We start from the raw sequence: 12,891 nt of genomic DNA, 5'->3' as shown, positions 1-12,891 counted from the left end.
CCGGCTCTAAGGCTTGACCGGCTCTCGGCTAAAGGCTTGAGTGGTTATCAGCTGGCTCTCGGGGTTTGGCAGCCATGGCCAACGAACTCGGATACAGAACCGCAAGGGATCTCTTTCTTGCCTGTCCCGCGATCGCCCGGGACATGAAATCGCCGCCCGCCAATCAATCCCCGCTCGAGTTCTGCCGCGCCCTGCTCGCCGGGCGCGTGCCGGAGGAGGCTGTCACGTTCTGTGCCTATCTCCTGCCGGAACGCGCCGCGGTCTGGTGGGGGCATGAATGCCTGAGCCATCTCTCAGAACTCCTTGCCGATAGGGACCTCGAATTGCTGGCGCTCGTCAATGACTGGGTCGGCGAGCCTGGCAATCCCCGTCATCGAATGGCGCTGGGCGACGCCGTCGATCCGTCGCCGACGACGCCGGCTGCTTGGATCGCTCTGTCCGCGGCGTGGCGCGACCCGGCCTTCGATATGCTGTCGACTGGATTTCCCGCCGCCCACGCCGTCAACGCCGGGATCCTGGCGGGGCTGGCGCGCGTCTCGACCGCGGACCGCTTTGGCGTGCTTTCGGCCTTCGTCGATATGGGCATCCAGATGGTGGAGATGGAGGCGCAGCGGCAATCGGTCGACGCGTATTAGGGCCTACCGCACACAGTCATTTGCAGCCGCCTTGCGCCCACCTGGCCAAAGCGACCTTGAAGCGCGTGCCGAGCGGATGCTGCAGGCGCAGCACGGAGACGTCGTTGGCAGCGAAATTCTTCGCCTGCTCGCAAAGGCGGGTCTCGTTCCACTCGTGGCAGCCGTCGCAGTGCTTGCCTTGCCAGACCGACTTGTCGAGGCCTTCGACCGGACTGAAAAGCGGTTGTCCCTTGATCAGTTGGGCTATGCTCTTGCCGTCGATCGCCGGGTCGCCGAACTTGACCGGGCGATCGAAAAAGATCGGCCCGTCCGTCGCCAGCCTCGGGATTCTTTCACGCAGCGCATTGAGCGCAAGCTGTTCGTCGCTCTGGCCGGACGCCGCGCCGGTGTTGCGCGTCCCGGAGCCCGCTTCGGCCTGCGGCGGGCCTGCCTCGCCGACGATCAGCGGCGCATTGAGATCGATCCTGTGCAGGACGACCTCGGTGGTCAGCGAGACGTTGATCCAGGGGCGCTGCTTGCCGGCAGTGGCCTTGAAGACATCGCTGGTCACCCTGTTCATCGCTTCGGTGATGGAGACGTTCGCTTCACCGATATGCTGGAGCAGCGCCGTGGTGAACGGCGAGTGGTCGCCCGAACCGTCATAGGCGAGCTGGTTCGGACTTGCGGCGAAGGCGACCAGCGTGCCGGCGCCGCCATTCTCGATCGGGATTTCAGCGAGGCCGCTGCTTGCGCCCTTGATGCCGGCGGTCTTCGCCAGCACGTCGGCAAGCGGATTGTCGCGGCAAGCGTCCAGGAAAACCAGTCTTATGCTGGTCTCGCGCGACATCTGGCGCAGGACGAAATCGACCGAGACGGCCTCGAAATCGAGCGAGGTCTCGTCCTCGAGCGCGGCGTCGACCGGAAGCAGATAATTCTTGCCGGAGACCTGCAGGCCATGGCCGGCATAGAAGAAAAGCGCGATGTCGGCGCCCCGCACCTGCTTGGCAAACTGCGCGACCGTAGTCTGTGTCTGCTGCTTGGTGAGGTCGAAGCCGGAGACCACCTCGAAGTCGAGGTCCTTGAGCCGATCGGCCATGGCCTGCGCATCCCGCGCCGGATTGGCGAGCGGCGCCGCGTGCTGATATTGCGAGTTGCCGAGCACCAGCGCGACGCGCCGCTCGGCATTGGCGGCCGCCATCGTCAGAATCAGGGCAAGCGCCACAACTCCCGCGGCGCGAAGCAGGCCACCGCAAAAGGCGATCGGACCAGGACCCACCGCCACCTCAGTTGGCGAGCTTGCTGGCGGAGAATTCGATCCGCCGGTTGAGCGCCTTGTTCTTGGGCGTGTCGTTGGCGGCGACCGGCTTGTCCTCGCCATGGCCGGCCGAGCTTATCTGGTTGCGCGGCACGCCGTCGGCGATAAGCGCATCGGCGACCGCCTGGGCGCGCCGCTCGGAGAGCGCCTTGTTCGCCTCGGGCGATCCGTCGGAATCGGTATAGCCGGACACTTCGACCTTAAGGGCCGGGCATTTGCCGACGACGCCCTCGACCTCCGCCAGCAGCGGGCGGCTCTTGGCGTCGAGCCTCGCGCTTGCCTGGCGGAAATAGATGGCGCCGGTGCGCGAGAGCACGGCAAAGCGGTTGAGGCACTCCTCGTCGCTGAAATTGGCTTTCGCGGCATCGGTGGCGACGGGGCCGACCTCGGCGGTCGAGGCGGCAACGGTCTGCACGGCGGCCGGGTTGGCGCCGTCGGCGGTGAAGACGAAATCGAAGGACACCGACGCCGTGGGCACGATGTTGGTCACGTTGGCCGCCTGCTGCAATTTGTCGATATTGGGCAAGAGCCCGAAATCCTCGACATGGACCGCGACGGGCGCTTCCGAAGCGACGGAAACCTGGGTGTCGCTGATCATGGTGACGACGACGCTTGCCTCGAGATCCTTGTCGACGCCATGCAGGCTGAGGCGAAACGGCAGTGTCGTCTTCACGCGGCGCTTGGCCGGCAAATCGGCGAACGCCGCCGGATCCACCTTCGCCGTCACCTCGGCCGTCGGATAGGTGAATGTCTCGAAAAACAGGAAACGCATGCGAACGTTGCGCAGGTCGACGCCCGTATCGACGGAATTGAGGTCGAAGCTGATCCTGGCGTCGCCGGCGGAACTCAGCGTGCCGGTGATGTTCCTGATCTTGTTGGTCTCGACGATCGTGTTCTTCTTGACCGATTGGTAGGTGAGCACCGAAGCGGACGGATCGAGCGTCCAGTTCGGCGCGGCGCTCGCAGCCTGCGATCCGAAGACCAGCAGCGCGGCAACGACCAAGCCAAAAGCCGCGGCCTTGGCTCGCATTTTTCGCCAGAATGCGACGACTTCGAACATGGAACGCCCCCGCCAGGACAACCCGATCTCGATACCGGCATGTGATCGGAGCATAGAGCACTTGCCTTTGCTTGGCGAGCGGTTCTACTCGACCTCGAAGGATGTGACGACACCTATCGCGCGACGGCGGCCCTGCCTGCTATCGACCGCTTATCCGCCCCAACCACCGCCACCGCCGCCACCGCTATTGCCACCGCCAATTGAAGGCGGAGTGACGACAGGCGCGGTCTCGGTCTGAACGGGCTTGATCAGTTTCTTGGCGGTAACCTTCTTGCGCTCGACGACTTTTGGCGCGGTCGTCGTGCGAACAGCCTTCGTCCTGTGCTTCTCCGTCGGGGCCGGCTCGACCCTGGGCGTCACGGTCGTGCAGCCTGCGACCGCGAGAGCACCGGATAGGATTGTTGCGACGATTGCGTGTTTCGATGCCCAGCCCACAACATTGCCTCCTTGCTGATCAGAACAGGTCCCGTCGCGGATTGGCTTGTTCCCAGACCGCCCTGGCCGTCTTGACCAGCTGATCGTCCAACGAGCCGTCCGCCGAAATCTTGGATTTGAGTTCCCCACGCATCTGTTTCAGAGCCGCTGTCTTCGCCTTGGCTCCAAATTTCGCGAGCGTCGCCTTTGCGTCCGGAATCTCGTTGCGAAGATCGAGCGCGGCCGCGAAAGCAAGATAGCGCGCGGCCACCGCCTGGTCGGCCTTGTCGCCTCTTTGCATCTCCAGCGCCGCGCGATCATATGCGGCCGACTGATCGCCGCGATCGGTCGCCAGCTCGAACAGCCTTTGCGCCTCTGCCAGATCCTGCTGCACGCCGACACCGTCCCTGTACATGCGTGCAAGGCTGCCGGGGGCATAGGGCTGGCCGAGATCCATCGATTTCTGGAACAGCGTGAGCGCGGTTTTTGGATCCTTCTCGACCCCCGTGCCGGAGAGATAATTGCGCCCAAGCAGGTTCATCGAATACATGTCCTGCCGCTCGACGCCGGCCTTGAGGAAGGCCACGGCGCGAGCCGGATCGGCCGGCACGCCGTTGCGGCCTTCGGTGAAGATCGCCGCAAGGTCGTTCATCGCATAGGTATGGCCCATCGCCGCCGCCTTGAGCAGCAGGTCCAGCCCCTTGCCGGTATCGCGGTCGACGCCGTAACCGTTGAACAAGGCGCGGCCCCATGAAGTCATTCCATAGGGATCGCCTTTGTCGGACGCCGCGGCATAGAAAGCGTTGGCCTGCTTGCGGTTGGCGGGCATACCCGTGCCGGTCGCGTTGAGGTAGCCCAGCTCGAATACAGCGCGGACATGTCCCTGGTCAGCGGCTTCCTTGATCGCCTTCTTGGCCTCCTCGACCTTGCCGGCGGCGAGCAGCGCGCGGCCGAGTTCGTAGTGGAAGCGGGCGACATCGGGATAGGCCTTCACGGCCGCCCGGCAGGCCTCCACCGCGCCGGCGCCGATCTCGTTTGGCAACAGGCCGGGAACGACGCCCTGCAGGTCCAAGGGTTCGCCTGCCTGCGTGTCGCAGGGATCGACGCTTGGCGACAGCTTCATCGTCGCCGGCTTCGACGATGTGTTGTCAGCTCTGATTTCGACGCCGACTATCAATGGCTTGACCGCGCCTATCTGCGGTTCGTAGCGCAGTTTATCGACCTCGTCGGCCATCAAGCTCGATTGCGGCGACAAGGTCCGGTCCGGCAGGGACAGCGTCCCGGTTGCCGGATAGCTCGCAAGCTTCACGCTTACGGCCGGATCGTTGGTCGGGAAATCCAGCTTCAGCGGCACCGGGCCGACACCGACCGGAATCTTGACGTCGCGGTTCTCGATCGCCTCGGCGGCGCCGGCGATGTGGATGCCGCGCTCCACCACCTGCTGCTTCTGTTTCGACTCGAGCGAGGCGACAAGCTGCTTGCCCGCGGCACCCTCGCCATTCTTGACCCGGAACACCAGTATGCCCTGCGATCCGCCGCCCCATTCGTCATGCGCGGCATAGGCCAGCATATCGACCTGGTCCTCGGCGTCGGCGCCCTTCGGCACATCCATCGCGAGCCGCGGCAGATCCTTGCCCTCTATCGGCTCGCCCGTCGCGACCGGCTTGCCGTCCAGGATCAGACGCCCCAGCGCCGGCGGCCTTTCGATGCTGATGGTGACCGAGCCGCCATCGACATCGACCGGCACCGGCAGGTCGAGCGCGACCGGACCGACGCCCGACGGTACGGTCTTTTCCAGCACTGGCGGCAGAGCCGGCCGGCTGGCGCGGCGCATCAGCACCACCTCGTCGATCAGCGAGGAATTTTCCCAGGGAACCTGCGCGCCCTTGGTGGCCTCGACCACATCGCGGCGGACGGCCGCCATGACCGAGCGTATCTCCTGGTTCGGCGCCAGCGCGCGGCGCGAGAAGGCGGATGAAAACGGGCTGAGATCGCCGGACCCGTCATAGGCGACGGCGCCGGGTTCCGTGGCGAAGGCGATCAGCGTGTTCAGCGAGCTTTTCACCTGCGCGAGGCCGGTGCCGCCGGCCGCGATCAACTGGTCGCGCAGCCAGTAATCCTTGCGCGGGAACGGGTTGTTGCGGCAGGCATCGAGGATGATCACCTGGATCTTCGATTTGGCGCGCAACTGTTGCAGGACGTCGTCGAGCTTGACCGCCTGGACCTCGATGTCGGCCGCATCCTTGAGCGACGCATCGACCGGAATCAGGAAATTCTCGCCGCCGATCTGAAAGCCGTGACCCGAATAGTAGACGACCGCCAGATCGGCGCCGTCCGCCGCCGCGAGATAATTGCGAAATTCCTTCTCGAACTGGAGCTTGGTGAGATCCTTGGCGACGAACACATCGAAGCCAGCCAGCCGGAACGTGCTCGACACGTCGTCGGCATCCTTGTCCGGATTCTTAAGCCCAGGGATTTCGCGATATTCGGAATTGCCGATGACAAGCGCAACCCTTCGATCGGCGTGCGCCTGCACCGTCGCGAGGCCCACGAGGATCAAGGCTGCAATCAGCGCGCAGCATCGCAGCATGGTAAAATCCCTAACTGCTATCACCTGTCGGCCACAAGAACGCAGCTTGCGGCATCGCGGTCTGTTAAAGACTTCACAATCTGCCAAGACGGCAAGGAACGCGCCTGCGATGGCAAGGCAGATCGCGCATTCAACCAGCTGCTAAAATAACCCAGAGACCTCGGCGCCGCAATGACCTGGGTAAGCGCGTCGCCGTCTGTCGATGCAGGATCGCCATCGGCGAGCCACGCCTCCGCGCAGCGCTGCGTGTCCGTGACGCCACAGCGTTTCATGGAAGCGGCGAAAACTCCTGGTCTCTTTGCTTTTACGCAATTCCGGACGGAAGGCTACGGCGACCCGCCGAGCCCAAGCCGGCCTCTTTCCTGGGTCAGGCGCCGCTCCACATCGCGTCCGGCACCACCACCAGCTTGCCGACGAAGTCCTTGGCCATGAAGTCGGTCTGAGCGCGGTGGAAGTCCGACAGTTTGTAGACGCCGCCGACCAGCGGCTTGATCTTCTTTTCCTCGATGTAGCGCACGATACGGCGGAAGTCCGCGCGCGTGCCTTGGCTCGAGCCGTGGAGTTGGAGCTGCTTCAGATACATGGTGCGGAGGTCGAGCTGCACGACCGGCCCGGCGATCGCGCCGGCAGTCGTGTAGCGGCCTTCGGGCCGCAGGATGCGTAGGAGGTCGTTGAAGATGGCGCCGCCGACGAGGTCGGCCACCACATCGATGGGCTGGCCATTCGTCGCTTCGTTGACGGCGGTGAGCAGGTCGGCCACGCCGCGCGTGATCACCTTCTCGGCGCCGATGTCGAGCACGGCCTGTTCCTTGCCCTTGCCGACGACGGCATAGGGGATCGCGCCCCGCGCCCTCGCCAATTGCACGATGCCGGAGCCGACACCGCCGGAGGCGCCGGTGACCAACACACGCTCGCCAGCTTTCAGCGCCGCCCGTTCCAGCATCTGCTCGCCGGTGAGATAGGCGCAGCAGAAGGTGGCTAGCTCGACGTCGCTCAGATCGGTGTCGACGACATGCGCGTTCTCGGCCGGCAGCGCCTGGTATTCGGCATAACCGCCGTCACGGCCGTGGCCCATATAGTCGATGTCGGCCAGCGAATCGTCGTCGCGATTATAGATCGAGAAATCGACCATGACGCGCTCGCCGATGCGCTCCGCGGACACGTCGTCGCCGACGGCGACGATCGTGCCAACAGTGTCGGTGCCCTGGATGCGCGGGAAGGTCAGAGTGTTGCCTTGCCGGCGCCACGTCGACACCGCCCCGGCATCTTCCTCCGTGCCATAGGCGCCCTGGCGCACCCAGACATCGGTGTTGTTCATGCCGCAAGCGCTGACCTTGACGAGCACCTCGCCGGCGGCAGGTGCCGGCACCTTCACATCCGTGCGGTAGACGAGCTTCTCAAGGCCGCCATGGCCCGTAAGCTGCACGGCGGCCATGGTGGCGGGAAGAGTTCTTGTCATGGCATTCATGTCGCTTCTCGGATGTCACTTCTCAGATGCTGGCCAATACGCTGTTCACCGCGTCGGCGGTCTTTGCGACGACGATGTCGGCTTCCTCGCGCGTCAGGCAGAGCGGCGGCGCGAAACCGAGGATATCGCCCTGCGGCATGGCGCGGCCAATGACGCCGCTGGCGGCGAGCGCGGTGGCGATCTGCGGCCCGACCTTCAGCGCCGGATCGAAGAAGACGCGGTCGTCGCGGTCCTTGACGAACTCGATTGCGGCCAGCATGCCATCGCCACGCACCTCGCCGACATTCCGGTGGCCGCCGACGGCTTTGGCCAACTCGGCGCGGAAGTAAGCGCCGGTCTCGCCGGCGTTCCGCACAAGGTCCATCTCGTCGATCAGCTCGAGATTGGCGACACCGGCGGCAACGCAGATCGGGTGCGCCGAATAGGTCCAGCCATGGCCGAGCGAGCCAAGCTTGTCCGAGCCCTTGACCAGCACCTGCCATACCTTGTCGGCGACGATGACGCCGGAAAGCGGCGCATAGGCTGAGGTCAGGCCCTTGGCGATGGTGATCAGGTCAGGCTTGATGCCGTAATGGTTGGAGCCGAACATGGTGCCGAGACGACCAAAGCCGGTCACCACCTCGTCGGCGACGAGCAGGACGTCGTATTTGTTGAGCACGGCCTGGATCTTTGCCCAATATCCGGCCGGCGGCGGAACGATGCCGCCGGTGCCGAGGATCGGCTCGCCGATGAAGGCCGCGACCGTGTCGGGGCCTTCGGCCAGGATCATCTCTTCCAGCTTGTCGGCGCAATGCTGCGAGAACTGCTCCTCGCTCATCGAGCGGTCGGCGCGGCGGAAATAATACGGCGCTTCTGTGTGCAGGATCGGCGCCCGCGGCAAGTCGAAGGCGTTGTGGAACAGCTCGAGCCCGGTCAGCGAACCGGTCATGACACCCGAGCCGTGATAGCCACGCCAGCGCGAGATGATCTTCTTCTTCTCCGGCCGGCCGAGAACGTTGTTGTAATACCAGATCAGCTTGATGTTGGTCTCGTTGGCATCGGAGCCGGAGAGACCGAAATAGACTCGGCTCATGCCCTTCGGCGCGCGGTCGATGATCATCTTGGCAAGCGTGATCGAGGCCTCGGTGCCATGCCCGACATAGGCGTGGTAGTAGGCAAGATTCCTGGCCTGCTCGGCGATGGCATCGGCGATCTTCTGGCGGCCGTAACCGACATTGACGCAATAGAGGCCGGCGAATGCATCGATGCTCTTCTTGCCATTGTTGTCCCAGACGGTGACGCCTTCGCCGCCGGCCATGATGCGGGCTGGTGACTCACCCCGCGCATGCGTGCCCATATGCGTCGACGGATGGAAGAAATGGTCGCGATCCCAAGCGGAGAGTTCGTTGGACTGTTCGAGCATTTTTGACTCCTGACGAGAATGAGGCCCGCGTAGCTTAGGCTACGTCGAGGCAAAGGGATTTGAGGTCTGTAAAAGCTTCGAGGCCGTGGCGAGAGCCTTCGCGGCCGATACCTGATTGCTTGACGCCGCCGAAAGGGATCGGCGCGCCGGTGATCTTGACCCGGTTTATGGCGACCATGCCGTACTCCAAGGCGCGGCCCATGCGCGCCTGGCGCGCGCCGTTTTCGGTGACGACATAGGCGACCAGGCCGTATTCCGTGGCATTGGCGCGGGCGACGACTTCCGCCTCGTCGTCGAATGGCGTCACAGCCGCGACAGGGCCGAAGGTTTCTTCGCGCATGATCAGCGCTTCGTCCGGCACATCGGCGAGCAGCGTCGGCTGGTAGAACAGCGGCCCGGCCGCGTGACGCTTACCGCCGGCCAGGCAGCGCGCGCCGTGGGTGAGCGCATCGGCGACTTGCTCCTCGACCTTCTTGACCGCGCGCTCATGCATCAGCGGTCCGATATCGGCGTCTGCCGATAAGCCATTGCCGGTGCGGAGTTGCTCGATGCGGCGGACGAAAGCGGCGCAGAAGCGATCATAGATCGGCCGCTGCACATAGATGCGGTTGGCGGCGAGGCAATCCTGGCCGGAGGTGGCGAATTTGGCATCGAGCGCTATCGCCACCGCCTTATCGATGTCAGCGTCGTCGAAGACGATCAGCGGCGCGTGGCCGCCGAGCTCCATCACCAGTCGTTTCATCGTCGCAGCGCTCTGCGCGGCGATCAGCCGGCCGACCTCGGTCGAGCCGGTGAAGCTCATCGCGCGGACCCGCGCATCGGCGCACATCGCGCCGACAATCGTGCGCGCATCGCCGGTGACGACGTTGAAGACGCCTGCCGGCAGTCCGGCACGCTCGCCGAGCTCGGCCAGGGCCAGGGCCGACAGCGGCGTCTCCGAGGACGGATGCGCCACGATGGTGCAGCCAGCGGCCAAAGCTGCCGCCGCTTTGCGGGTGAGCATGGCTGACGGAAAATTCCAGGGCGTGACGATGCCGACGACACCGAGTGGCTCGCGGCGCACCGACATCTCCGCATTCGGCAGATGGCTGGTGACGCTTTCGGCGTTGAGGCGTTTCGCTTCCTCGGCATACCACTCGACGAAGGACGCAGCGTAGTCGATCTCGCCCAGCGATTCCTTCAGCGGCTTGCCTTGTTCCAGCGTCATCAGCAGCGCCAGATCATCCTTGGCGGCGATGATCAGATCAAACCATTTTCGCAGGATTTTCGAGCGCTCCTGCGGCAGCGCCAAGCGCCAGCCAAGAAACGCGCGTGACGCGGCATTGATCGCCTTTGTCGTCTGGGCAGTATCGAGCGCGGCTACGAAGGCGACGGTAGCGCCGGTGGCCGGATCGGTAACCTCAAAACTTGCCGCCGCTTCGCTCGCCGTCCAATGGCCATCGACATAGGCGAGCGCGCGCAGCAGCCGGCGATCGGCGAGGCGGTCGAGCGCTTCATGGTGGTTGGTACGGGCAAAATGCGCGGACATCAGTCGGGTCTCCCGGTGCCGAGGCGATGTGGAGAGACTAGTCGTGCAATCGGGACAAAGAGGCTGTTTCGACAGGCTGATAGAGAGAGATTGTCTCTATTTGTCCGGGAGAGCAGGTCAATCTCTCTGGCTTACCAGCCGCCGGATGTCACCAACCGGTGAAATTGGCCGCCTCCACAACTTCGTCATCCACGGGCGGAGCGGAAGCGAAGCGGACGCGTAGACCCGAGGATCCATTCGGTGACCTTGATCGAAGGGCGCAGCGGAGCAGAATTCTGCACCGTTGCAACGCCTTGGCCTTACGGAATGGATCCTCGGGTCTGCGCCGCGTCGCTTCGCTCCTTGCTCCGCCCGTGGATGACGAAGTGACGGACGTTTCGGCTAATCTCCACGCTGATCGTGAGACCGACTCACCCTTATTCCGGCAGCAGATCGGCCACCGGTAGCACGGTCTCATCCTTGACCGTCTTGGTGACGATGTAGGTGAAGTAGCGGTCGATGCCGATCTCGCGCTCAAGCAGGCCGTCGACCAGCCGCTGATAGGCGTCGATGTCGCGCGCCATCACTTTCAGCACGTAGTCGACGCCGCCGCCCACCGACCAGCAGGCAATGATCTCCGGGGTATCGCGGACCACCCGCTCGAAGCGGTCGAAGTCAGCCTGGCGATGATTGGCCAGGGTCACCTCCATCAGCACCGTCGCCACCGGCGCGATGACACGCATGGCGATCGCGGCGTGATAGCCGGAGACGATGCCGGCCTTCTCCAGCTTGCGCAGCCGCATCCAGCACGGCGTCGGCGACAGGCCTACCTTCTCCGCCAGCGCGAGCTTGGTGATGCGCCCGTCGCGCTGGACGGCGTCGAGAATCCTGAGGTCGATCGGGTCGAGTTTCGCTGCCGCCATGCGGGTCCGCCTTTCGTTGCGGACACCATGACGATGCATTATTTCGATTGTCAATTGCACTGATTTCGATCTCTAATAAGTCATGACATTTTGGCAGCCAGATCCTGCTCTCATCCGCCGACCGGCCTATCTCTCGCTGGCCGACCAGTTCGCGCGCGCCATCCATGACGGGCGGCTGGCCAACGGCACGCGGCTGCCGACGCATCGCCGGCTGGCGGACGATCTGAAGCTTTCGGTGCAAACCGTCAGCCGCGCCTATGAGGAGTTGATCCGCCGGGGACTGATTTCCGGCGAGGTCGGCCGCGGCAGTTTCGTGCAGACGCAGCGTCGCGAGCCCGAGCCGCCCTACATCCCGGAACGGCTGGGCGAGGTCATCGACCTCTCCATCCTGAAGCCGGTCTGCGAGCCGATGCATCTGGAGAAACTGAAGCAGGCGCTGGGCTGGCTGGCCGAGAACCTGCCGTCGAGTTCGGCGCTATCGTTCCGGCCGAACATGGTTTTCCCGCGCCACCGCGCGGTCGCGATCGAATGGCTGAAACTTTGCGGCCTTGAAGCCTCGCCGCAGAACATCAGCCTGACCAACGGCGCCACTGCCGGCATGACGGTGGCGCTGATGAGCGTCGCGCCGCCCGGCTCGACGGTCGCCACCGAGGCGATCGGCCACCACACGCTGATCCCGCTCGCCCGCTATCTCGGCTTCAATCTCGAAGGCCTGCCGATCGACGGCAACGGGCTGGTCCCCGAAGCGCTCGACGAGGCCTGCCGCCTCTCGGACATTCGCGCTGTGTTCGTGCAGCCGTCGGTAATCAACCCGACGGCGACGCTGATGGACGCCACAAGGCGCGAGCAGATCGCGGCGGTCGCACGCAAGCATGACATCGCCATCATCGAGAACGACGTGCTCGGGCCGCTGGTTGAAGGCAGGCCGCCCGCGGTTGCCGCCTTCGCGCCGGAACGGACGCTCTACGTCACCTCCTTCACCAAAATCGTCGTGCCAGGCCTGCGCATCGGCTATCTCGCGGTACCGGACCGCTATGTCGCGGCTGTCGCCAACCGCCATCTCGTCTCGAACTGGATGGCGACGCCGATGGTGGCGGAGATCGCCACGCGCTGGGTGACCGACGGCACCGCGATGGAACTGGTCAACTGGCAGCGTGGGGCGTTGAAGCGGCGGCAGGAGATTGCCGCCGAAATGCTGGCCGGCGTCGATTACCGCTGTCACCGCGACGGGCTGCATCTGTGGCTCGAGCTACCGGGCGACCGGGCCGAGGAGAGCTTTGTCGCGCAGGCGCGCCTGCGTGGGGTGGCGATCGCGCCAGGCACCTCGTTCCGCATCGCCGACACGCCCTGGCATCCGGCCGTGCGCATCTCGCTCGGATCGACCACCGAGGGGGAACTGCGGGCGGGCCTGAGCGTTGTCGCCAAACTGCTGCTCGGCGATCCGGAGCATCTCCTGCTCGCCATCTGATGCACAAAGGAAACTCAGATTGCCCTGAAATTGTGCCGCGCCGGAAATATTGTCATGATATTATTTTCCCAATTGACATGATTTGGCGCGTTTCGCATCGTTAAGGGCATAGGCTCCAGAACGGGGGAAT

The 12,891-nt window shown here is 64.4% G+C and carries 9 protein-coding genes; 2 read left to right on the top strand and 7 right to left on the bottom strand.

Annotated elements, in window-relative coordinates; all coding sequences use genetic code 11:
• The first annotated feature begins 74 nt into the window (after positions 1–74).
• Positions 75–635, top strand: coding sequence for a DUF6931 family protein (locus tag LB515_RS12915; protein ID WP_224707942.1), 561 nt, complete (start codon positions 75–77; stop codon positions 633–635).
• 16 nt (positions 636–651) lie between these two features.
• Here LB515_RS12915 and LB515_RS12910 read toward each other — a convergent pair whose 3' ends face one another.
• The 7 genes from LB515_RS12910 to LB515_RS12880 form a co-directional block, all read right to left on the bottom strand.
• A complete protein-coding gene (locus LB515_RS12910) occupies positions 652–1,836 on the bottom strand; it encodes a caspase domain-containing protein (RefSeq protein WP_224707941.1) in 1,185 nt (394 codons plus the stop codon).
• A gap of 61 nt (positions 1,837–1,897) precedes the next feature.
• Positions 1,898–2,989 carry an OmpA family protein gene (locus LB515_RS12905; protein WP_224707940.1) on the bottom strand — a complete coding sequence of 364 codons (1,092 nt, stop codon included), beginning with the start codon at positions 2,987–2,989 and terminating at the stop codon, positions 1,898–1,900.
• A 454-nt stretch (positions 2,990–3,443) separates the two neighbouring features.
• Complete coding sequence (locus LB515_RS12900) at positions 3,444–5,993, bottom strand: caspase family protein (protein WP_224707939.1); 2,550 nt, start codon at positions 5,991–5,993, stop codon at positions 3,444–3,446.
• Positions 5,994–6,360: 367 nt separating this feature from the next.
• Entirely contained in the window at positions 6,361–7,461 is a 1,101-nt protein-coding gene (locus LB515_RS12895) for an alcohol dehydrogenase family protein (RefSeq protein ID WP_224707938.1), read from the bottom strand.
• A 22-nt stretch (positions 7,462–7,483) separates the two neighbouring features.
• The gene (locus tag LB515_RS12890; RefSeq protein ID WP_224707937.1) at positions 7,484–8,863 is read right to left on the bottom strand and encodes an aspartate aminotransferase family protein; all 1,380 of its coding nucleotides are present in this window, start codon (positions 8,861–8,863) and stop codon (positions 7,484–7,486) included.
• Positions 8,864–8,897: 34 nt separating this feature from the next.
• Positions 8,898–10,391, bottom strand: coding sequence for an NAD-dependent succinate-semialdehyde dehydrogenase (locus LB515_RS12885; RefSeq protein WP_224707936.1), 1,494 nt, complete (start codon positions 10,389–10,391; stop codon positions 8,898–8,900).
• 416 nt (positions 10,392–10,807) lie between these two features.
• Positions 10,808–11,293, bottom strand: a complete 486-nt coding sequence (locus tag LB515_RS12880; protein WP_224707935.1) for an Lrp/AsnC family transcriptional regulator — start codon at positions 11,291–11,293, stop codon at positions 10,808–10,810.
• 82 nt (positions 11,294–11,375) lie between these two features.
• On the opposite strand from LB515_RS12880, the gene LB515_RS12875 reads away from it, so the two are divergent.
• Positions 11,376–12,761, top strand: a complete 1,386-nt coding sequence (locus LB515_RS12875) for a PLP-dependent aminotransferase family protein (protein WP_224707934.1) — start codon at positions 11,376–11,378, stop codon at positions 12,759–12,761.
• The last annotated feature ends 130 nt before the right edge of the window (positions 12,762–12,891 follow it).

It is taken from the genome of Mesorhizobium sp. CA15 (assembly GCF_020165215.1).
Taxonomy (GTDB): Bacteria; Pseudomonadota; Alphaproteobacteria; order Rhizobiales; family Rhizobiaceae; genus Mesorhizobium.
Note: the sequence above shows the minus strand (reverse complement) of the source record. Positions and strands in the feature narration are given on the sequence as shown.